33 protein-coding genes are annotated in these 19,711 nt (G+C 66.3%); all 33 read left to right on the top strand.

What is annotated here, in order from left to right; genetic code table 11:
* Nucleotides 1-78: 78 nt before the first annotated feature.
* The 33 genes from tuf (at nucleotide 79) to rplQ (ending at nucleotide 19,666) form a co-directional block, all read left to right on the top strand.
* Nucleotides 79-1,272 carry an elongation factor Tu gene (gene tuf, locus IMZ11_RS27380; protein WP_228645291.1) on the top strand — a complete coding sequence of 398 codons (1,194 nt, stop codon included), beginning with the start codon at nucleotides 79-81 and terminating at the stop codon, nucleotides 1,270-1,272.
* Between the two features lie 252 nt (nucleotides 1,273-1,524).
* Nucleotides 1,525-1,833, top strand: coding sequence for a 30S ribosomal protein S10 (gene rpsJ, locus IMZ11_RS27375; protein WP_012887830.1), 309 nt, complete (start codon nucleotides 1,525-1,527; stop codon nucleotides 1,831-1,833).
* 14 nt (nucleotides 1,834-1,847) lie between these two features.
* Nucleotides 1,848-2,501: a 50S ribosomal protein L3 gene (rplC, locus tag IMZ11_RS27370; RefSeq protein ID WP_228645290.1), complete on the top strand. Its 654-nt coding sequence runs from the start codon at nucleotides 1,848-1,850 to the stop codon at nucleotides 2,499-2,501.
* Nucleotides 2,498-3,145, top strand: coding sequence for a 50S ribosomal protein L4 (rplD, locus tag IMZ11_RS27365; protein ID WP_228645289.1), 648 nt, complete (start codon nucleotides 2,498-2,500; stop codon nucleotides 3,143-3,145). The genes rplC and rplD overlap by 4 nt, the downstream gene beginning before the upstream one ends.
* The gene (gene rplW / locus IMZ11_RS27360; protein ID WP_061253218.1) at nucleotides 3,145-3,447 is read left to right on the top strand and encodes a 50S ribosomal protein L23; all 303 of its coding nucleotides are present in this window, start codon (nucleotides 3,145-3,147) and stop codon (nucleotides 3,445-3,447) included. The genes rplD and rplW overlap by 1 nt, the downstream gene beginning before the upstream one ends.
* 142 nt (nucleotides 3,448-3,589) lie before the next feature.
* Nucleotides 3,590-4,426 carry a 50S ribosomal protein L2 gene (gene rplB, locus IMZ11_RS27355; RefSeq protein WP_228645288.1) on the top strand — a complete coding sequence of 279 codons (837 nt, stop codon included), beginning with the start codon at nucleotides 3,590-3,592 and terminating at the stop codon, nucleotides 4,424-4,426.
* 11 nt (nucleotides 4,427-4,437) lie between these two features.
* Nucleotides 4,438-4,716: a 30S ribosomal protein S19 gene (rpsS, locus tag IMZ11_RS27350; RefSeq protein ID WP_012887835.1), complete on the top strand. Its 279-nt coding sequence runs from the start codon at nucleotides 4,438-4,440 to the stop codon at nucleotides 4,714-4,716.
* A 32-nt stretch (nucleotides 4,717-4,748) separates the two neighbouring features.
* Nucleotides 4,749-5,102, top strand: coding sequence for a 50S ribosomal protein L22 (gene rplV, locus IMZ11_RS27345; RefSeq protein WP_061253220.1), 354 nt, complete (start codon nucleotides 4,749-4,751; stop codon nucleotides 5,100-5,102).
* The gene (gene rpsC / locus IMZ11_RS27340; protein ID WP_061253221.1) at nucleotides 5,102-5,950 is read left to right on the top strand and encodes a 30S ribosomal protein S3; all 849 of its coding nucleotides are present in this window, start codon (nucleotides 5,102-5,104) and stop codon (nucleotides 5,948-5,950) included. The genes rplV and rpsC overlap by 1 nt, the downstream gene beginning before the upstream one ends.
* A 2-nt stretch (nucleotides 5,951-5,952) precedes the next feature.
* On the top strand, nucleotides 5,953-6,372 hold the full coding sequence (rplP, locus tag IMZ11_RS27335) for a 50S ribosomal protein L16 (protein ID WP_061253222.1): 420 nt from the start codon (nucleotides 5,953-5,955) through the stop codon (nucleotides 6,370-6,372).
* Entirely contained in the window at nucleotides 6,372-6,608 is a 237-nt protein-coding gene (rpmC, locus tag IMZ11_RS27330) for a 50S ribosomal protein L29 (protein WP_061253673.1), read from the top strand. The genes rplP and rpmC overlap by 1 nt, the downstream gene beginning before the upstream one ends.
* Nucleotides 6,601-6,885: a 30S ribosomal protein S17 gene (rpsQ, locus tag IMZ11_RS27325; protein ID WP_061253223.1), complete on the top strand. Its 285-nt coding sequence runs from the start codon at nucleotides 6,601-6,603 to the stop codon at nucleotides 6,883-6,885. Before rpmC ends, rpsQ begins: the two co-directional genes overlap by 8 nt.
* 348 nt (nucleotides 6,886-7,233) lie before the next feature.
* Nucleotides 7,234-7,602 (top strand): 50S ribosomal protein L14, encoded by a 369-nt coding sequence (rplN, locus tag IMZ11_RS27320; RefSeq protein ID WP_055482781.1) that lies wholly within the window; start codon nucleotides 7,234-7,236, stop codon nucleotides 7,600-7,602.
* A gap of 9 nt (nucleotides 7,603-7,611) precedes the next feature.
* Nucleotides 7,612-7,902: a 50S ribosomal protein L24 gene (rplX, locus tag IMZ11_RS27315; RefSeq protein ID WP_228645296.1), complete on the top strand. Its 291-nt coding sequence runs from the start codon at nucleotides 7,612-7,614 to the stop codon at nucleotides 7,900-7,902.
* Entirely contained in the window at nucleotides 7,902-8,471 is a 570-nt protein-coding gene (rplE, locus tag IMZ11_RS27310) for a 50S ribosomal protein L5 (RefSeq protein ID WP_067174807.1), read from the top strand. The genes rplX and rplE overlap by 1 nt, the downstream gene beginning before the upstream one ends.
* A gap of 2 nt (nucleotides 8,472-8,473) precedes the next feature.
* Complete coding sequence (locus IMZ11_RS27305) at nucleotides 8,474-8,659, top strand: type Z 30S ribosomal protein S14 (protein WP_061253226.1); 186 nt, start codon at nucleotides 8,474-8,476, stop codon at nucleotides 8,657-8,659.
* 160 nt (nucleotides 8,660-8,819) lie between these two features.
* On the top strand, nucleotides 8,820-9,218 hold the full coding sequence (gene rpsH, locus IMZ11_RS27300) for a 30S ribosomal protein S8 (protein WP_066933619.1): 399 nt from the start codon (nucleotides 8,820-8,822) through the stop codon (nucleotides 9,216-9,218).
* Between the two features lie 18 nt (nucleotides 9,219-9,236).
* Nucleotides 9,237-9,779: a 50S ribosomal protein L6 gene (gene rplF / locus IMZ11_RS27295; RefSeq protein WP_067130042.1), complete on the top strand. Its 543-nt coding sequence runs from the start codon at nucleotides 9,237-9,239 to the stop codon at nucleotides 9,777-9,779.
* A gap of 2 nt (nucleotides 9,780-9,781) precedes the next feature.
* Nucleotides 9,782-10,159, top strand: a complete 378-nt coding sequence (gene rplR / locus IMZ11_RS27290) for a 50S ribosomal protein L18 (protein WP_228645287.1) — start codon at nucleotides 9,782-9,784, stop codon at nucleotides 10,157-10,159.
* A gap of 64 nt (nucleotides 10,160-10,223) precedes the next feature.
* Nucleotides 10,224-10,856, top strand: a complete 633-nt coding sequence (rpsE, locus tag IMZ11_RS27285; RefSeq protein ID WP_061253230.1) for a 30S ribosomal protein S5 — start codon at nucleotides 10,224-10,226, stop codon at nucleotides 10,854-10,856.
* Between the two features lie 3 nt (nucleotides 10,857-10,859).
* Nucleotides 10,860-11,042, top strand: coding sequence for a 50S ribosomal protein L30 (gene rpmD / locus IMZ11_RS27280; protein ID WP_020542293.1), 183 nt, complete (start codon nucleotides 10,860-10,862; stop codon nucleotides 11,040-11,042).
* A gap of 2 nt (nucleotides 11,043-11,044) precedes the next feature.
* A complete protein-coding gene (gene rplO, locus IMZ11_RS27275) occupies nucleotides 11,045-11,500 on the top strand; it encodes a 50S ribosomal protein L15 (protein WP_061253231.1) in 456 nt (151 codons plus the stop codon).
* Nucleotides 11,501-11,668: 168 nt separating this feature from the next.
* Entirely contained in the window at nucleotides 11,669-12,976 is a 1,308-nt protein-coding gene (gene secY, locus IMZ11_RS27270; protein WP_061253232.1) for a preprotein translocase subunit SecY, read from the top strand.
* Nucleotides 12,976-13,629, top strand: a complete 654-nt coding sequence (locus IMZ11_RS27265) for an adenylate kinase (RefSeq protein WP_228645286.1) — start codon at nucleotides 12,976-12,978, stop codon at nucleotides 13,627-13,629. The genes secY and IMZ11_RS27265 overlap by 1 nt, the downstream gene beginning before the upstream one ends.
* Nucleotides 13,630-13,743: 114 nt before the next feature.
* Nucleotides 13,744-14,571, top strand: a complete 828-nt coding sequence (map, locus tag IMZ11_RS27260; protein WP_228645285.1) for a type I methionyl aminopeptidase — start codon at nucleotides 13,744-13,746, stop codon at nucleotides 14,569-14,571.
* Between the two features lie 72 nt (nucleotides 14,572-14,643).
* Nucleotides 14,644-15,075, top strand: coding sequence for a DUF1707 domain-containing protein (locus tag IMZ11_RS27255; protein ID WP_228645284.1), 432 nt, complete (start codon nucleotides 14,644-14,646; stop codon nucleotides 15,073-15,075).
* 429 nt (nucleotides 15,076-15,504) lie between these two features.
* The gene (gene infA, locus IMZ11_RS27250) at nucleotides 15,505-15,726 is read left to right on the top strand and encodes a translation initiation factor IF-1 (protein WP_012887858.1); all 222 of its coding nucleotides are present in this window, start codon (nucleotides 15,505-15,507) and stop codon (nucleotides 15,724-15,726) included.
* A gap of 47 nt (nucleotides 15,727-15,773) precedes the next feature.
* On the top strand, nucleotides 15,774-15,887 hold the full coding sequence (gene rpmJ, locus IMZ11_RS27245) for a 50S ribosomal protein L36 (protein WP_003956441.1): 114 nt from the start codon (nucleotides 15,774-15,776) through the stop codon (nucleotides 15,885-15,887).
* A 387-nt stretch (nucleotides 15,888-16,274) separates the two neighbouring features.
* A complete protein-coding gene (gene rpsM, locus IMZ11_RS27240) occupies nucleotides 16,275-16,655 on the top strand; it encodes a 30S ribosomal protein S13 (protein ID WP_067174827.1) in 381 nt (126 codons plus the stop codon).
* A 34-nt stretch (nucleotides 16,656-16,689) separates the two neighbouring features.
* Nucleotides 16,690-17,094, top strand: coding sequence for a 30S ribosomal protein S11 (gene rpsK, locus IMZ11_RS27235; RefSeq protein ID WP_020542285.1), 405 nt, complete (start codon nucleotides 16,690-16,692; stop codon nucleotides 17,092-17,094).
* 20 nt (nucleotides 17,095-17,114) lie between these two features.
* Nucleotides 17,115-17,741 (top strand): 30S ribosomal protein S4, encoded by a 627-nt coding sequence (gene rpsD, locus IMZ11_RS27230; protein ID WP_061253236.1) that lies wholly within the window; start codon nucleotides 17,115-17,117, stop codon nucleotides 17,739-17,741.
* Nucleotides 17,742-17,939: 198 nt separating this feature from the next.
* Entirely contained in the window at nucleotides 17,940-18,956 is a 1,017-nt protein-coding gene (locus tag IMZ11_RS27225; protein WP_061253237.1) for a DNA-directed RNA polymerase subunit alpha, read from the top strand.
* A gap of 188 nt (nucleotides 18,957-19,144) precedes the next feature.
* Nucleotides 19,145-19,666: a 50S ribosomal protein L17 gene (rplQ, locus tag IMZ11_RS27220; RefSeq protein WP_228645283.1), complete on the top strand. Its 522-nt coding sequence runs from the start codon at nucleotides 19,145-19,147 to the stop codon at nucleotides 19,664-19,666.
* Nucleotides 19,667-19,711: the final 45 nt, after the last annotated feature.

Below are 19,711 nucleotides of genomic sequence, written 5' to 3'. Positions count from 1 at the left end.
CGCACGCGTGGTGCCCCGCCGTACAGAGCCTCAGTTAGAAGACGAAAGTCAAGTCAGAATCTCTAAGGAGACAGACCAGTGGCCAAGGCCAAGTTCGAGCGGAACAAGCCGCACGTGAACATCGGCACCATTGGGCACATCGACCACGGCAAGACCACTCTGACCGCGGCGATCACCAAGGTGCTTCACGACCGTTTCCCGCAGCTCAACGAGGCGACCCCGTTCGACAAGATCGACAAGGCGCCTGAGGAGAAGGCTCGCGGAATCACCATCTCCATCGCGCACGTCGAGTACCAGACCGAGAAGCGCCACTACGCCCACGTGGACTGCCCCGGTCACGCCGACTACGTGAAGAACATGATCACCGGTGCGGCCCAGATGGACGGCGCGATCCTCGTGGTCGCCGCCACCGACGGCCCGATGCCGCAGACCAAGGAGCACGTCCTCCTGGCCCGCCAGGTCGGCGTACCCTACATCGTCGTCGCCCTGAACAAGGCTGACATGGTCGACGACGAGGAGATCCTGGAGCTCGTCGAGCTCGAGGTCCGCGAGCTGCTCTCCGCCCAGGAGTTCCCGGGCGACGACCTGCCGGTCGTCCGCGTCTCGGCGCTGAAGGCGCTCGAGGGTGACGAGAAGTGGGGCGACGCGATCATCGAGCTGATGACCGCTGTCGACGACAACGTTCCCCAGCCGGTCCGTGACACCGACAAGCCGTTCCTGATGCCGATCGAGGACGTGTTCTCGATCACCGGTCGCGGCACCGTCGTCACCGGCCGTATCGAGCGCGGCGTCGTCAAGGTCAACGAGACCGTCGACATCATCGGCATCAAGGAGAAGGGCACCACGACGACCGTCACCGGCGTCGAGATGTTCCGCAAGCTCCTTGACGAGGGTCAGGCCGGTGACAACGTCGGTCTGCTCCTGCGCGGCATCAAGCGCGAGGACGTCGAGCGCGGCCAGTGCATCATCAAGCCGGGCACCACGACCCCGCACACCGAGTTCGAGGCGCAGGTCTACATCCTGTCCAAGGACGAGGGCGGCCGCCACACGCCGTTCTTCAACAACTACCGTCCGCAGTTCTACTTCCGGACCACTGACGTGACCGGTGTCGTGAACCTGCCGGAGGGCACCGAGATGGTCATGCCCGGTGACAACACCGAGATGACCGTCCAGCTCATCCAGCCGATCGCGATGGAGGACGGCCTCAAGTTCGCGATCCGCGAGGGTGGCCGCACCGTCGGCGCCGGCCGCGTGACGAAGATCATCAAGTAGTACGATCGCGGGGCGGCGGTCGGGCCCGCACGAGGGCCTGACCGCCGATCCACGAGGGGAGCCACCCGGCTCCCCGCCCCCCACGGAAGACCCGACCGTGATCTCGCAGCCGTTTCGGCCGGAATGTGACCGAAACGACTGCCGGATCACGGAAGAACGGACCTGGTCCGGACTGTCTGTTACGTGGGACAACAAGCGGCAATAGGCCGCACGAAGCTTAATAGGACGACAGCGAAGGACACCGAGGCCATTATGGCGGGACAGAAGATCCGCATCCGGCTTAAGGCGTATGACCACGAGGTCATCGACAGCTCGGCCAAGAAGATCGTCGAGACGGTGACGCGGACCGGCGCCAAGGTCGCTGGCCCGGTGCCGCTGCCGACCGAGAAGAACGTGTACTGCGTCATCCGGTCGCCGCACAAGTACAAGGACAGCCGCGAGCACTTTGAGATGCGTACGCACAAGCGGCTGATTGACATCATCGACCCGACGCCGAAGACCGTCGACTCGCTCATGCGACTCGACCTCCCCGCCGGCGTCGACATCTCGATCAAGCTCTGAGGGAACGCACTGACATGGCTAAGCAGATCAAGGGCGTCCTGGGCAAGAAGCTCGGCATGACCCAGGTCTTCGATGAGGCGAACCGGATCGTCCCGGTCACCGTGGTCGAGGCCGGTCCGTGCGTGGTCACCAGGGTCCGCACGCCGGAGAAGGACGGCTACTCCGCCGTTCAGCTCGGTTACGGGCAGGTCGACCCGCGCAAGGTCAACAAGCCGCTCGGCGACTACCTGCGCAAGCACGACATCACCCCGCGCCGGTACTTCGTCGAGGTCCGCACTGAGGACGCCTCCGAGTACACCATCGGCCAGGAGGTCCTCGCGGACACCTTCGAGGCCGGGCAGCACGTCGACGTGACGGGCAAGAGCAAGGGCAAGGGCTTCGCGGGTGTCATGAAGCGCCACAACTTCCGTGGTCTGAGCGCTTCGCACGGTACCCAGCGCAAGCACCGCTCCCCGGGCTCCATCGGCGGTTGCGCCACCCCGGGTCGCGTCTTCAAGGGCCTGCGCATGGCCGGCCGTATGGGCAACGCCCGTACCACCATCCAGAGCCTGAAGGTCCACGCCGTGGACGCCGAGAAGGGCCTCATCCTGATCAAGGGTGCGATCCCCGGCGCCAACGGCAGCCTGGTCCTCATCCGCACCGCTGCCAAGAAGGGGGCTGCGAAGTGACGAGCATTGACGTCCTCGACGCCAGCGGTGCCAAGGCGGGCACCGTCGACCTGCCGGAGGAGATCTTCGGCGCCAAGGTCAACATTCCGCTGATCCACCAGGTCGTCGTCGCCCAGCTCGCCGCTCGCCGGCAGGGCACCCACGCGACCAAGACCCGTGGTGACGTGCGCGGTGGCGGCAAGAAGCCGTACCGCCAGAAGGGCACCGGCCGCGCCCGTCAGGGTTCGACCCGTGCTCCGCAGTTCGCGGGCGGTGGCGTCGTCCACGGTCCGCAGCCGCGCTCGTACGAGCAGCGGACGCCCAAGAAGATGAAGGCCGCCGCCCTGCGCGGTGCCCTGTCCGACCGGGCGACCGTCGGCCGGTTGCACGTCGTGAGCGCTCTGGTCACGGGTGAGACGCCCAAGACCAAGGTCGCTCTCGAGGCGCTCCGCAAGATCACGCAGGCTCGCAGCGTCCTCGTCGTGGTCGACGAGAACGACGAGCTGACCTGGCTCAGCCTGCGCAACGCTCCCGAGGTCCACCTGCTGGACGCCGGGCAGCTCAACACCTACGACGTCCTGTGCTACGACGACGTGGTCTTCACTCAGGAGGCCTACGACCAGGTCGTGGCGCGGCTCACGAAGAGCGGGAAGGAAGAGGCCTGATGGAGAAGATCGCCGACCCGCGCGACATCATCCTCAAGCCGATCGTCTCCGAGAAGAGCTACGGCCTGATCGATGAGCACAACAAGTACACGTTCCTGGTGCGCAAGGGTGCCAACAAGACGCAGGTGAAGATCGCCGTCGAGCAGATCTTCGGCGTCAAGGTCACCAGTGTGAACACGATCAACCGCCAGGGCAAGCGCAAGCGGACCCGGACGGGTTTCGGTCAGCGTCCCGACACCAAGCGCGCGATTGTGAGCCTGGCCGAGGGCGACCGGATCGACATCTTCGGCCAGATCGGCTGAAGATCCGCCGCGTAAGGAGAGGGTGCCCTGCCGTACCGACCAAGGTTCGGCACCGGGCACCCGATCCACGTAGTTAGCACCGGGGAGACCGCCGTGAGGCGGACTCCGACCGGTATGAACCGACGAAGGATGAACGAAAAAGATGGGCATCCGTAAGTACAAGCCGACGACCCCGGGTCGCCGCGGCGCGAGCGTCTCGGACTTCGCCGAGATCACGCGCAGCCGGCCGGAGAAGTCGCTGCTTGCTCCCCTGCACAGCAAGGGCGGCCGTAACGTCCACGGCCGGGTCACCGCCCGGCACCAGGGTGGCGGGCACAAGCGCGCCTACCGGATCATCGACTTCCGCCGCCACGACAAGGACGGGATCCCCGCCAAGGTCGCTCACATCGAGTACGACCCGAACCGGACCTCCCGTATCGCGCTGCTGCACTACGCCGACGGCGAGAAGCGCTACATCCTCGCGCCGACCGGCCTCAAGCAGGGGGACCGTATCGAGAACGGCCCTGGCGCCGACATCAAGCCGGGCAACTGCCTGCCCCTGCGCAACATCCCGACCGGTACCTTCATCCACGCGGTGGAGCTCCGTCCGGGTGGTGGCGCGAAGCTCGGCCGTAGCGCCGGCGCGCAGATCCAGCTGCTCGCCAAGGAGGGCACCTACGCCACGCTGCGTATGCCGTCCGGCGAAATGCGCCAGGTCGACGTCCGCTGCCGGGCCAGTATCGGCCAGGTGGGCAACGCCGAGCAGGCCAACATCAACATCGGTAAGGCCGGCCGTAACCGTTGGAAGGGCAAGCGCCCCACGGTCCGCGGTGTCGCCATGAACCCGGTCGACCACCCGCACGGTGGTGGTGAGGGCAAGACCTCCGGTGGTCGCCACCCGGTGAACCCGAAGGGCAAGCCCGAGGGCCGTACCCGCCAGGCGAACAAGGCCAGCGACCGGCTGATCATCCGTCGTCGGAGCAAGAGGAAGAAGCGGTAGGAGCAGCCGAAATGCCACGTAGCCTTAAGAAGGGTCCCTTCGTGGACGATCACCTTCAGAAGAAGGTGGATGTTCAAAACGAGAAGGGCACCAAGAACGTCATCAAGACGTGGTCGCGGCGCTCCATGATCGTGCCCGACATGCTGGGTCACACGATCGCCGTGCACGACGGCCGCAAGCACGTCCCGGTGTTCGTCACCGAGTCGATGATCGGTCACAAGCTCGGTGAGTTCGCTCCCACGCGGACGTTCCGCAGCCACGTCAAGGAAGACCGCCGCAGCCGGCGGTAAGCGCCTTCAAGTAAGCATCAGAGGAGACAGCGATGGAAGCCAGGGCACAGGCGCGGTACGCGCGCCACACGCCCCGGAAGGCCCGCCGTGTGGTGGACCTCATTCGCGGGCTGCCCGCTTCGGAGGCGCAGGCCGTGCTGCAGTTCGCTCCCCAGGCGGCGAGCGAGACCGTTTACAAGGTGCTCTCGAGCGCGATCGCGAACGCGGAGCACAATTTCAAGCTCGACCGTGAGACGCTCTTCGTGAGCCGCGCGTGGGTGGACGAGGGACCGACGCTGAAGCGGTTCCGTCCCCGTGCCCAGGGTCGTGCCTATCGGATCAACAAGCGGACGAGCCACATCACCGTGATTGTGGAGTCCCGCGAGCCGAAGGGAAGGACCCGCTAGTGGGCCAGAAGGTTAACCCGCACGGGTTCCGCCTCGGCATCACGACCGACTTCAAGAGCCGGTGGTACGCCGACAAGCTCTACAAGTCGTACGTCGCCGAGGACGTGGCGATCCGTCGCATGCTGCAGAAGGGCATGGAGCGGGCCGGCATCTCCAAGGTCGAGATCGAGCGCACCACCGACCGCGTCCAGGTCGACATCCACACCGCCCGGCCGGGCATCGTCATCGGCCGTCGCGGCGCGGAGGCCGACCGTATCCGCGGCGACCTGGAGAAGCTGACCAAGAAGCAGGTCCAGCTGAACATTCTCGAGGTGAAGAACCCCGAGATCGACGCGCAGCTCGTCGCGCAGGGCGTGGCCGAGCAGCTGTCCAGCCGCGTCTCGTTCCGCCGGGCCATGCGCAAGGCCATGCAGTCCGCCATGAAGAGCGGCGCCAAGGGCATCCGTGTCCAGTGCTCCGGTCGTCTTGGCGGCGCCGAGATGTCCCGCTCGGAGTTCTACCGCGAGGGCCGCGTGCCCCTGCACACGCTCCGCGCCGACATCGACTATGGCTTCTACGAGGCCCGCACCACCTTCGGCCGCATCGGCGTGAAGGTGTGGATCTACAAGGGTGAGGCCCCGACGAGCCGCGCCGAGCGCGAGGCCGCCGCGGCAGGTGCCCGCGCCGGTCAGCGCCGCGAGCGTGACGACCGTCGTGGCGGCGCCGGTGACCGTCCGCGTCGTGGCGGCGGCGACCGTCCGCGTCGTGGCGCCGGTGGCCGTTCGGACCGCGCCCCCAGAACCGAGGCTGCCGCACAGGCCGCCCCTGAGACCGGCCCGGCGGAGCAGCCGGGTGCTGAAGGGAGCTGACCATGCTGATCCCGCGCAGGGTCAAGCACCGTAAGCAGCACCGGCCCGACCGCAGCGGCGCCGCCAAGGGCGGCACCAGGGTCGTGTTCGGCGAGTACGGCATTCAGGCGCTTGAGCACTCCTACGTGACCAACCGCCAGATCGAGTCCGCTCGTATCGCCATGACCCGGCACATCCGCCGTGGCGGCAAGGTGTGGATCAACATCTACCCGGACCGTCCCCTCACCAAGAAGCCGGCCGAGACCCGCATGGGTTCCGGTAAGGGTTCGCCGGAGTGGTGGATCGCCAATGTCAAGCCCGGTCGAGTCATGTTCGAGCTCTCGGGCGTTGCCGAGCCGGTGGCCCGCGAGGCCCTTCGGCGCGCGATGCACAAGCTCCCCATGAAGTGCCGGTTCGTTAAGCGTGAAGTGGGTGAGGCGTGATGGCTAAGGGCCTGACCGCCGGTGAGCTGCGTGTGGAGGACCAGGACGTCCTGGTCCAGAAGCTGAAGGAAGCCAAGGAGGAGCTGTTCAACCTCCGCTTCCAGGCGGCGACCGGACAGTTGGAGAGCCACGGGCGGCTGCGGGCCGTCCGCCGCGAGATCGCCCGTATCTACACCGTGATGCGCGAGCGCGAGCTCGGAATCGTCACGGTCGAGAAGGAGTCGAGCGATGGCTGAGGCAACTGAGACAACCGAGAAGTCGGTGCGGAACTACCGCAAGACCCGCGAGGGCCTCGTGGTCAGCGACAAGATGGACAAGACCGTTGTCGTCGTCGTCGAGGACCGCGTCAAGCACCCGCTGTACGGCAAGGTCATCCGCCGTACGACGAAGTACAAGGCTCACGACGAGCAGAACACCTGCGGCGTCGGCGACCGCGTCCTCCTGATGGAGACCCGGCCGCTGTCCGCCAGCAAGCGCTGGCGGGTCGTGGAGATCCTCGAGAAGGCCAAGTAAGCCAGGGAGGGGACGCCGGGCCTGGGCTCGGACGGACGGCGAGAGCCGTACCGGCCGGGCGGGGACCGGCGGAACCGCCCGCACAGAACGCGCCTCGTGGGGGGTGGGCGACCGCCCCCCATGACGGTGTCCAAGGGGTCGGGCCCATTTCGGGCCCGGTCCGCCTGCGGCGGCGGTGGGCGGGAGAGACAGCGGAGCCGGGCACGGCCGTACGGCGCAAGCCGTACGGGATGCGTGCGAGGCGAGGCGGACTCGACCGACAGAACTGTCGCCGGGGGAACAAGACCACATCAGGTTCCGCCAGGCTCACCTTCCAGGTGAGAACCGGCGCGACAAACAGGAGTTGACGTGATCCAGCAGGAGTCGCGACTCAAGGTCGCCGACAACACGGGTGCCAAGGAGATCCTCTGCATCCGGGTGCTCGGTGGCTCTGGCCGGCGCTACGCGGGTATCGGCGACATCATCGTTGCGACGGTGAAGGACGCCATCCCGGGCGGCGGCGTGAAGAAGGGCGACGTTGTCAAGGCTGTCGTGGTGCGCACCGTCAAGGAGCGCCGCCGTCCCGATGGCTCCTACATCCGCTTCGACGAGAACGCCGCGGTCATCATCAAGGACAGCGGTGACCCCCGGGGCACGCGTATCTTCGGCCCCGTCGGCCGTGAGCTGCGCGACAAGAAGTTCATGCGCATCATCTCGCTCGCGCCGGAGGTGTTGTAAATGCCGAAGCTGCATGTGAAGAAGGGTGACCTCGTCCAGGTCATCGCCGGTAAGGACAAGGGTGCCAAGGGCCGCATCATCGCCGCCTTCCCGCGCGATGAGCGTGTGGTCGTCGAGGGCGTGAACCTGGTCAAGAAGCACTCCAAGGTGACCCACCAGGGCCCGCGTGGCGCCAAGGAAGGCGGCGTGCAGACCATGGAGGCTCCCATCCACGTGAGCAACGTGAAGAAGCTCAAGGATGACGAGAAGCCCGAGAAGAAGGCCGAGGAGAAGGCCGACAAGACGGGTGAGGACAACTGATGACCGCCACGACTGAAGAGCGCACGATCCCGCGTCTCAAGCAGCGCTACCGCGAAGAGATCATCGCGAAGCTGCGCGAGGAGTTCGGCATCGAGAACATCATGCTGGTGCCCACCATCACCAAGATCAAGGTGAACATGGGCGTCGGCGAGGCCGCTCGCGACTCCAAGCTCATCGAGGGCGCTGTCCGCGACCTCACCGCGATCACCGGTCAGAAGCCGGCTGTGGCTCGCGCCCGCAAGTCCATCGCCCAGTTCAAGCTGCGTGAGGGCATGCCGATCGGCGCCCACGTGACGCTGCGCGGCGACCGCATGTGGGAGTTCCTGGACCGGCTGCTGTCGCTGGCGCTGCCGCGTATCCGTGACTTCCGCGGCCTCTCGCCGAAGCAGTTCGACGGCAACGGCAACTACACCTTCGGACTCACCGAGCAGGTCATGTTCCACGAGGTCGACCAGGACAAGGTCGACCGGCAGCGGGGCATGGACATCACGGTCGTGACCACCGCAACGAACGACGACCAGGGCCGGGCGCTGCTGAAGCTCCTCGGATTCCCGTTCAAGGAGGCCTGATCATGGCGAAGACGTCGCTCAAGGTCAAGGCAGCGCGTAAGGCGAAGTTCGAGGTCCGGGCGTACACTCGGTGCTCGCGCTGCGGCCGTCCCCGCGCTGTGTACCGCAAGTTCGGGCTCTGCCGCGTGTGCTTCCGCGAGATGGCGCACCGGGGCGAGCTGCCCGGCATCACCAAGTCGAGCTGGTAGACCTGTCGCGGGGCCGGGACCGTGCCCCGCGCGGCGCCAGCCGTACTCAAGAAGTCATATCAACCGGACGCCCTCAGGCGTCCACGACCGCACCGTAGGTCCACCGCGTGTCGCAGACACGGTTCGCAGGTGGAAACCACGGTGAGGAAGGCCACCGGCCATGACGATGACCGACCCGATCGCAGACATGCTGACGCGTCTGCGTAACGCGAACTCGGCCTATCACGACACCGTGACCATGCCGTACTCGAAGATCAAGGCGCACATCGCCGAGATCCTCCAGCAGGAGGGCTACATCCAGGCCTGGAGCGTCGAGGACGCCAAGGTCGGCAAGAACCTTGTGGTGGAGCTGAAGTTCGGGCCGAGCCGTGAGCGTTCGCTCGCGGGCCTGCGCCGGGTATCCAAGCCCGGTCTGCGGGTCTATGCAAAGAAGGACAACCTGCCCCGCGTTCTGGGCGGCCTGGGCGTCGCGATCATTTCGACGTCCGGCGGCCTCATGACCGACAAGCAGGCCGGCAAGCGTGGAGTGGGCGGGGAAGTCCTCGCCTACGTCTGGTAACGAGGGGAGGAATCCAGCATGTCGAGAATCGGACGGCTGCCCATCCCCGTACCGAGTGGTGTTGACATCACCATCAACGGCCGGGATGTCCAGGTCAAGGGCCCGAAGGGCACGCTCTCTCACACGGTCGCCGAGCCCATCGAGGTGGCTCGGGCCGAGGACGGCAATATCGCCGTCACCCGCCCCAACGACGAGAACAAGGTCCGCGCACTGCACGGCCTGTCCCGCACGCTGATCGCCAACATGGTGTCCGGTGTGACGCAGGGGTACAGCAAGACGCTCGAGATCGTCGGTGTCGGTTACCGCGTTCAGGCCAAGGGCCCGACGCAGCTGGAGTTCTCTTTGGGCTTCAGCCACCCGGTGATCGTGGATGCCCCCGAGGGCGTCACCTTCCGCGTCGAGAAGCCGACGCTGTTCCACGTGGACGGCATCGACAAGCAGAAGGTCGGCGAGGTCGCCGCGAACATTCGTAAGTTGCGTAAGCCCGACCCGTACAAGGGTAAGGGCGTTCGCTACCAGGGCGAAGTTATCCGCCGCAAGGTCGGAAAGGCTGGTAAGTAGCAATGGCCGCGAAGTACGGCAAGCACACCGCCGCTCGCGCCATTTCGCGAGCCCGCCGGCATGGCCGTGTGCGGAAGAACGTCTTCGGCACCCAGGAGCGTCCGCGCCTGGTCGTCAACCGGTCGGCGCGTCACCTGTTCGTGCAGATCGTCGACGACACCCAGGGGCACACGCTGGTGAGCGCGTCCACCATGGACGTCGCCCTCCGCGGCGCCGAGGGTGACAAGACCGACAAGGCGAAGAAGGTCGGCGAGCTTCTCGCTCAGCGGGCCAAGACCGCCGGGATCACCGCCGTCGTTTTCGACCGCGGTGGCAACCGTTACGCGGGACGCATCGCGGCCCTCGCGGACAGTGCCCGTGAAAGCGGGCTGGAGTTCTGATGACTCCGTCCCGAGGGTTCGCAACGCACCCAATGGCCCTGAGCAATGAGAAGAGGAACCACTGATGGCTGCAGCTCCGCGTCGCGGCGCAAGCGGCGGTGGCGAGCGGCGGGACCGTCGTGACGATCGCCGCGGTGGCGCCGCAGACAAGGGCGTCTCGTACATCGAGCGCGTGGTAAAGATCAACCGAGTGGCCAAGGTCGTCAAGGGTGGTCGGCGCTTCAGCTTCACCGCGCTGGTCATCGTCGGCGACGGCAACGGCCTGGTCGGTGTCGGATACGGCAAGGCCAAGGAGGTGCCCGCGGCGATCGCCAAGGGTGTCGAGGAGGCCAAGAAGCACTTCTTCAAGGTGCCGCGCATCCAGGGCACCATCCCGCACACCGTGCAGGGCGAGGAAGCCGCCGGCGTCGTCCTCCTGCGTCCGGCTTCGCCCGGTACCGGTGTCATCGCGGGTGGTCCGGTGCGCGCGGTCCTGGAGTGCGCCGGGATCCACGACGTGCTGTCCAAGTCGCTCGGCTCGGACAACCCGATCAACATCGTCCACGCGACCGTGGCCGCTCTGAAGGGCCTCAGCCGGCCCGAGGAGATCGCCGCCCGCCGTGGCCTGCCGATCGAGGACGTCGCGCCCAAGGCGATGCTGAAGGCTCGGGCCGAGGGGCTCGCCGAGGCCGCTGCCGCGGCGAAGGCGGTGAGCTAGTCAATGGCTCGTCTGAAGATCACCCAGGTCCGATCGAAGATCGGTGGCAAGCAGAACCAGCGTGACTCGCTGCGCTCGCTGGGCCTGAAGCGAATCGGCGATGTCGTCGTCAAGGAGGACCGCCCGGAGATCCGGGGCATGGTCGCCGTGGTGACGCACCTCGTCGAGGTGGAAGAGGTCGACTAGTCATGCCTGAGAACGCTCCGCTCAAGCTCCACGACCTGCGCCCGGCTCCCGGCGCCAACAAGGCCAAGACCCGCAAGGGCCGTGGCGAGGCGTCCAAGGGGAAGACCGCCGGTCGCGGTACGAAGGGCACCAAGTCGCGTACGACTGTCCCGCTCGGTTTCGAGGGTGGACAGATCCCGCTCCAGCGGCGGCTGCCGAAGCTGAAGGGCTTCAGCAACGCGCTGTTCAAGACGACCTACCAGGTCGTCAACCTGGACAAGCTCAGCGAGCTGTACCCCGAGGGTGGCGAGGTCACCGTCGAGGGTCTGGTCGCGAAGGGCGCGGTCCGCAAGAACCAGCTCGTCAAGGTGCTGGGAACCGGTGAGGTCTCCGTGGCGTTGAACGTGAAGGTGCACGCCTTCTCCGCCTCGGCCAAGGAGAAGATCGCCGCGGCCGGGGGCTCGGTTTCCGAGCTTTAGGCACGTAATGCGAGGCGCGGAGGTTCGTTATGAGCCTCCGCGCCCGTAGTGCGTTAGAGTTCGCTGAGCGCGGGCGCCGTCCCGCCGATCATTCGCAAGTAGACATGCCGATGGACGCCTTCGCGTCATCGCCGACCTTTATCGCGTCACAGGCGCGCAGGAGGTACCGTGCTATCCGCGATTACCCGGGCATTCCGGACGCCTGACCTGCGCAAGAAGCTGCTCTTCACATTGGGCATCATCGCGCTGTTCCGGCTTGGCTCGGTGCTGCCGACCCCGGGTGTCAACTCCGAGAACGTCCGTAAAGCGCTGGAGCAGGCGCAGGCGGGCGACAGCGGCAACATCTACGGGATGGTCCAGCTGTTCAGCGGTGGCGCGCTGCTGAAACTTTCAGTGTTCGCCCTGGGCATCATGCCGTACATCACGGCGAGCATCATCCTGCAGCTGCTGACCGTCGTGATTCCGCGCCTGGAGGCCCTCAAGAAGGAGGGCCAGTCCGGTACGGCGAAAATCACGCAGTACACGCGATATCTGACGATCGGTCTCGCCGTTCTGCAGTCGACCGCTTTCGTGGCGCTGGCGCGTTCGGGACAGCTGTTCCCGAACAACAACCTGCCCATCCTGTTGAACGACGATGTCTTCACGCTCGTCACCATGGTCATCACGATGACGGCGGGCACTTCGGTGATCATGTGGCTGGGCGAGCTCGTGACCGATCGCGGTGTCGGCAACGGCATGTCGATCCTGATCTTCACCCAGGTCGTGGCGGTCTTCCCGTCCGAGCTGATGAACATCTTCCGGCAGAGCGCCTTCAAGTTCGTCGTGGTGATGATCGTCGGCATTGTCATGGTCGCCGTCGTCGTCTTCATCGAGCAGGCGCAGCGGCGCGTCCCCGTGCAGTACGCGAAGCGCATGGTGGGCCGCCGGATGTACGGCGGGACCTCGACCTACATCCCGCTCAAGGTGAACCAGGCCGGCATCATCCCGGTCATCTTCGCCTCGTCGCTGCTGTACCTGCCGCAGCTGCTGGTCACGATCTTCGGCAACAGCGCGAACCCGGGCCCGGTCATCGAATGGCTGGCCCAGAACCTGGTGACGGGCGACCACCCCGTCTACATGGCCACGTTCTTCGCGCTGATCCTCTTCTTCACGTACTTCTACGTGTCCATTACCTTCAACCCCGTTGAAGTCGCTGACAACATGAAGAAGTACGGTGGGTTCATCCCGGGCATCCGTCCGGGCCGGCCGACCGCTGAGTACCTCAACTACGTGCTCACGCGGCTCACGGCCGCCGGTGCTCCGTATCTGGGCGTCATCTCGCTGATCCCGATCCTCGCACTGGCGGTGGCCGGGGCGAGCCAGAACTTCCCGTTCGGAGGGACCAGCATTCTCATCATGGTTGGTGTCGGCCTGGACACGGTCAAGCAGATCGAGAGCCAGCTTCAGCAGCGCAACTACGAGGGCTTCCTGAGATAGTGCGCGTCGTCTTGGTCGGGCCCCCCGGAGCGGGCAAGGGGACGCAGGCCCAGTTCATCGCATCACATCTGTCGATCCCGAAAATCTCGACAGGTGACATCTTCCGCGCCAATGTCTCCGGCGGCACGGAACTCGGCAAGCTTGCCAAGGAGTACATGGACCGCGGCGACCTCGTCCCCGACGAGGTGACGGTCGCCATGGTCCGCGATCGTCTGGGCGAGGATGACGCCCAGCAGGGCTTCCTGCTGGACGGCTTCCCGCGGAACGTGCCGCAGGCGCAGATCTTGCAGAAGATGCTGGCCGAGTTCGGCACCGGGCTGGACATCGTCCTGGAACTGATCGTCAACGACGAGGAGGTCGTACGGCGACTTGCCGGACGACGCACCTGTCGCTCATGCGGCAAGGTATGGCACGTCGATTTCGACCCCCCTTCCGTGGCGGGTGTCTGCGACGCGTGCGGCGGCGAGCTGTTCCAGCGCGACGACGACCGCGAGGAGACCATCAGGCGACGCCTGGAGGTCTACCAGGAGCAGACGTCCCCGCTGATCAACTTCTATTCGGACGAGGGCATCCTCGTTCGGGTGAACGCGACCGGTCCGGTCGACGAGGTCACCCGGCGGGCCATGGCGGCACTGCGCACGCCCGAAAACTGAAGGTCCCCTTTTCGGACGCCATCCCATCCGTGGGATGGCGTCCGGCGCTTTAGGGCAGAATCGGGGGAATTGGCCTGATAGTCCGGCCGTTAGAACACCCCAGGGGGTGCCAGAGTGTTCAAGAAGAACAAGCACGGAATCCAGGTGAAGACGCCTGAGCAGCTGGAGAAGATGCGGGCGGCCGGTCTGGTCGTCGGCAGGACGCTCGAACTGCTCCGCTCGTCCGTCGAGCCCGGACTGACCCCGCTCGACCTCGACGCCATCGCCGAGAAGGCGATCAGGGACGCGGGTGCGATTCCGTCGTTCAAGGGCTACCAGGGCTTCCCCGCGACCATCTGCGCCTCCGTGAACGACGAGGTCGTGCACGGCATCCCCAACGACCGGCGCAAGCTGCGTGAAGGCGACATCATCTCCATCGACTGCGGTGCGATCCTCGACGGGTGGCACGGCGACTCCGCCATCACCGTCCCCGTGGGCGAGGTCGACCCGGCGCTCACCGAGCTGATGCGGGTGACCGAAGAGTCCATGTGGCGCGGGATCGCCGCGCTCCGCGTCGGCGGTCACCTGTCGGACATCGGGTTCCAGGTGGAGAAGTACGTACGGTCCCAGGGCCGCTACGGCATCCCCCAGGAGTACGGCGGACACGGCATCGGCACCGAGATGCACATGGACCCGTGGGTCGCCAACCACGGCCGTCCCGGCCGGGGGCCGCGTTTCGAGCTCGGCATGTGCTTCGCGATCGAGCCCATGGTCAACCTGGGCACCGACCGTACCCGCGTGTTGTCCGATGACTGGACGGTCGTGACGGTGGACGGGAAGGCGTCGGCGCACTTCGAGCACAGCGTGGCGGTCACGGAGAACGGCCCGTTGGTCCTCACGGCGCTCGACGGGGGTGAGTCGCGCTTCGGCCAGACCTCCGCGGGTTCCGGCGAACAGGGCTGATTCACAGCGCCCCTCGTGCCGTCTCGTGTCACATAATGGGGCTAATCATGTGGAGCGGCGGGAGTAGATGTGATGGCGGCAACTCCAGAGATGCGAGCCTCCGACGGCGACCGGGACCGGGTCGTCGCCGCTCTGCGAGAGCATGTCGCCGAGGGCCGGCTCACCGTCGACGAGTTCAACGAGCGGCTGGCGCAGGTCTACCAGAGCCGGACGTACGGCGAGCTCGCCACGCTGACGTCGGACCTGCCGGACATCGATCTGCACACCCTTCCCGCGACGGTCTCCTCCCAGTCGCGCCCGCGCCCGCGACGTGGCACCCAGACGGGGTTGAAGGCCGCCTGGGGCGCATGGGCCACCGCGAGCGCGATCAACTGGGTCATCTGGCTGATCGTCGTGATCTCGTCGGTCCACTGGATCTATCCGTGGCCGTTGTGGGTGATGGGTCCGTGGGGGGCCGTCCTCCTGGTCGGCACGATCTTCGGGCGGGACCAGAAACGGTCGTGAGCCCGGGTGGCGCGGGCCGGTCGTCCCGCGCCTAGACGGACGCACTCTTTACCGGCCGGGTGTGATCGGCCGGCTCGTCGCCGGGTAGGTGATCTTCATCGGCCGGCCGGATCTGGTCGCCGTGTCCGCCCGGCAGCCCGGCACATCGGCGGCGCCGGCAGGGGGACCCGGTGGCCGGAACAGCCCTTCCACCATCGCGTACGGCAGTGCGTGAGTAGACGGTGATCTGGGGTAGCCTGGCAGCCGGTGTGGAGACAGCGCCGGCCGTTTCGCATTTCTGGCCGGGTTGTCGTACACTCCTTTGTCGGCTCACTATGACCTTTTGCGCACAGGTGGCCTTGCCGGTCGCCGCTCTCTGGAAGCGCCCTTAGGTCGCGGCTGCGTAGTGATCCGAAGCCTCAGACGACCGATCAGTGAAACGCGAGGGACATGGCCAAGAAAGACGGCGCCATCGAGATCGAGGGCACTGTGGTTGAGTCGCTCCCGAACGCGATGTTCCGGGTGCAGCTCGACAACGGCCATAAGGTCCTGGCCCACATCAGCGGACGGATGCGGATGCACTACATCCGGATCCTCCCCGACGACCGGGTGGTCGTGGAACTGAGCCCCTACGACCTGAGTCGCGGGCGGATCGTCTACCGGTACAAGTAAGCCCCCCTCTAATCAGGGCGGGCCGTCTGAGGAACGAATAAAGGACTATGAAGGTCAAGCCGAGCGTCAAGAAGATCTGCGACAAGTGCAAGGTGATTCGCCGGCACGGTCGCGTCATGGTGATCTGCGACAACCTGCGCCACAAGCAGCGCCAGGGCTAGGAGAGGAAGCCGAGCCGGGCACCGGGCGGTTCGCGAAAGCGGGTCGATCGGGTGTAGGGCGAGGCGGACTCGACCAGCCAGCAGGAGAGGAAGCCGAGCCGGGCACCAGGTGGTTCGCGAAAGCGGACCGATGGGGCGCGAGGCAAGGCGGATTCGACTGGCGACGGTCGCAGAAAAAGGTTCCATGTGAGTCCGCTCCAGTGGCGGGCTCGAGCCATGTGGACCGTTGAACAGTAATCGCGCGTCACACCCGTGAAGGCGGTTTCCCGATGTCGGGAGCCGGACCACACGGGAGACCCCCGGTCGGAGGCCGGGGCCCTCACCCCGGGCATGGGGAGGGGAAGTGAGGCGCAGGACCTCCGCCACCACGAAGGAGAATGCCCGACCATGGCTCGCCTGGTTGGCGTCGACCTCCCCCGCGACAAGCGGCTGGAGATCGCTCTCACCTACATTTTCGGAATCGGTCGCACTCGCGCCCAGGAGATCCTGGAGGCGACGGGCGTCAGCCCGGATCTGCGCGTCCACCAGCTCACCGACGCTGAGCTCGTGCCGATGCGTGACTACATCGAGGCGAACTTCAAGATCGAGGGTGACCTCCGTCGCGAGGTTCAGGCCGACATTCGCCGCAAGATCGAGATCGGCTGCTACCAGGGCATCCGGCACCGCAAGGGGCTGCCTGTCCACGGTCAGCGGACGCAGACGAACGCGCGTACCCGCAAGGGCAAGAAGAAGACCGTGGCCGGCAAGAAGAAGCCGGGCAAGAAGTAGTCCTAGCAGCCACATTCCAGGAGATAGCGCTTAAATGCCGCCGAAGAGCCGCCAGGGCGCACCTAAGAAGGTGCGCCGCAAGGAAAAGAAGAACGTCGCTCACGGGCACGCCCACATCAAGAGCACGTTCAACAACACGATCGTTTCGATCACCGACCCGAACGGGAACGTGATCTCCTGGGCCAGTGCCGGCCACGTCGGGTTCAAGGGCTCCCGTAAGTCCACCCCGTTCGCCGCGCAGATGGCCGCTGAGAACGCCGCCCGCCGCGCCATGGAGCACGGCATGCGCAAGGTCGACGTCTTCGTCAAGGGCCCCGGCTCCGGCCGTGAGACCGCGATCCGTTCGCTGCAGGCGACCGGCCTCGAGGTCGGGTCCATCCAGGACGTGACTCCGGTCCCGCACAACGGTTGCCGCCCGCCGAAGCGCCGCCGCGTCTGAGCTCCAGGAGATAGAGAGAAATGGCTCGTTACACGGGTGCGGACTGCAAGCTCTGCCGACGCGAGAAGACGAAGCTCTTCCTCAAGGGCAAGAAGTGCGAGTCCGCGAAGTGCCCCATCGAGATCCGTCCTTACCCGCCGGGTGAGCACGGTCGCGGTCGGCCGAAGGAGTCTGAGTACCAGCTCCAGCTTCGTGAGAAGCAGAAGACCCGCCGCATCTACGGCGTCCTCGAGAAGCAGTTCCACAACTACTACGAGGAAGCCAACCGCAAGTCCGGCAAGACCGGCGAGAACCTCCTCCAGATCCTGGAGAGCCGTCTCGACAACGTGGTCTACCGCGCCGGATTCGCCGAGTCGCGCGACGCCGCCCGCCAGCAGGTGCGCCACGGGCACATCGTGGTGAACGGCAAGAAGGTCGACATCCCGTCGTACCGCGTCCGCGAGCACGACATCATCGAGGTCCGCGAGAAGTCGCGGAACCTGCTTCCGTACGAGGTGGCCCGCGCCACCGCCGGTGACAAGACCGTCCCGGCGTGGCTGGGTGTCGCCCCGGAAAGCATGCGCATCCTCGTGCACCAGCTCCCGGTTCGCCAGCAGATCGACACGCTGGTCCAGGAGCAGCTCATCGTCGAGCTCTACTCCAAGTAAGAGCTCTCGACCAGACGATGGCCGCACGGCTCGCGGAACGCGAGCCGTGCGGCATCATGGTTGTAGGCGAGTGGCGTCAAATAGCGGGCGCCGCCGTACAGGGAGAGGAAACCGGTCCGGCACGGCCGAGTCGCGATCAGCGGCCGGCGGCGGTGCGGGGCACGGTGGAATCGTCCCGGAAATCAGGGGAGAACCCACATGCTCATCGCACAGCGCCCGAGCCTCCTGGAGGAGTCGCTCGAGGAGCACCGGTCCAAGTTCGTCATCGAGCCGCTGGAGCCGGGCTTCGGTTACACCATCGGCAACTCGCTGCGGCGCACGCTGCTGTCCTCGATCCCGGGGGCGGCGGTCACCAGCATCCGCATCGAGGGCGTGCTGCACGAGTTCTCGACCGTGCCGGGGGTCAAGGAAGACGTCACCGACATTATCCTGAACCTCAAGTCGCTGGTCGTCTCGTCTGAGCACGACGAGCCGGTCGTGATGTACCTGCGCAAGCAGGGCCCGGGTGAGGTCACCGCCGCCGACATCGCGCCTCCGGCCGGTGTCGAGGTGCACAACCCCGACCTGCACATCGCCACGCTGAACGGCAAGGCGAAGCTGGAGATGGAACTGACCGTCGAGCGCGGTCGGGGCTACGTCTCCGCGGCCCAGAACAAGCAGCCGGGCCAGGAGATCGGCCGGATTCCGATCGACTCCATCTACTCCCCGGTCCTCAAGGTCACCTACAAGGTCGAGGCGACCCGTGTCGAGCAGCGCACGGACTTCGACCGGCTGATCCTGGACGTCGAGACGAAGCCGTCGATGAAGCCGCGCGACGCGGTCGCCTCGGCGGGTAAGACCCTGGTCGAGCTGTTCGGCCTGGCGCGCGAGCTGAACGTCGAGGCCGAGGGCATCGACATCGGCCCGTCGCCGACCGACGCGGCCCTGGCCGCCGACCTGGCGCTGCCGATCGAGGAGCTGAACCTCACGGTCCGCTCCTACAACTGCCTCAAGCGCGAGGGCATCCACACCGTGGGTGAGCTCGTCGCCCGCAGCGAGCAGGACCTGCTCGACATCCGCAACTTCGGTGCGAAGTCGATCGAAGAGGTCAAGCAGAAGCTGCACGAGATGGGCCTCGCCCTCAAGGACTCCCCGCCCGGATTCGACCCCAGCGCGGTCGCCGGCGGCGGGTACGACGACGAGGACGGCGGCTTCATCGAGACCGAGCAGTACTAGGTCGCATTCCGGCCGAGCCGGCACCGGGACAGTGGGCACACCGCTGTCCCGGCGGCCGGAAGGCATCCCCGATCAGTCGGGGTGCCTGCTGAACCACTGATTCGCTCAAGGCGGGCTCGCAGGAGCCCGCCGCCCCGACTTCGGTACCTGACACGGCCGGAGCGGGTTGTCTCTCAAGGAGAAACGACATGCCCAAGCCCACCAAGGGCGCCCGTCTCGGCGGCGGCCCGGCGCACGAGCGGCTGATCCTGGCGAACCTCGCCACCCAGCTGTTCCAGCACGGCCGGATCCGCACCACCGAGGCCAAGGCCAAGCGTCTTCGCCCGCTCGCGGAGAAGCTGATCACCAAGGCGAAGAAGGGCGACATGCACAACCGTCGCCAGGTGTTGACGGTCGTCCGCGACAAGGGCGTCGTCCACCACCTCTTCACCGAGATCGCGCCGACTTTCGCCGAGCGTCCCGGTGGCTACACCCGCATCACCAAGCTCGGCCCGCGTAAGGGCGACGCCGCCCCCATGGCGGTCATCGAGCTGGTGAGCGAGCAGCTGAGCCCGGTCACCGTCTCGCGTCCGGCCGCCGCTGCCGAGGCCGCTCCGGCCGCCCCGGCCGAGGAGGTCACCGAGACCCCGGCCGCCGAGGCTCCGGCTGCTGAGGCTCCGGCCGCCGAGGCGGAGACCCCCGAGGCCGAGGCCAAGAAGGACGAGGCCTGATCAGGGGCCTGTGCTGATCAACAGCCTGTGAGCGGGTCCAGCGTC

The organism is Microtetraspora sp. AC03309, assembly GCF_020826795.1.
Classification (GTDB): Bacteria; Actinomycetota; Actinomycetes; order Streptosporangiales; family Streptosporangiaceae; genus Microtetraspora; species Microtetraspora glauca.
This window is presented reverse-complemented; position numbering and strand designations above follow the sequence as displayed.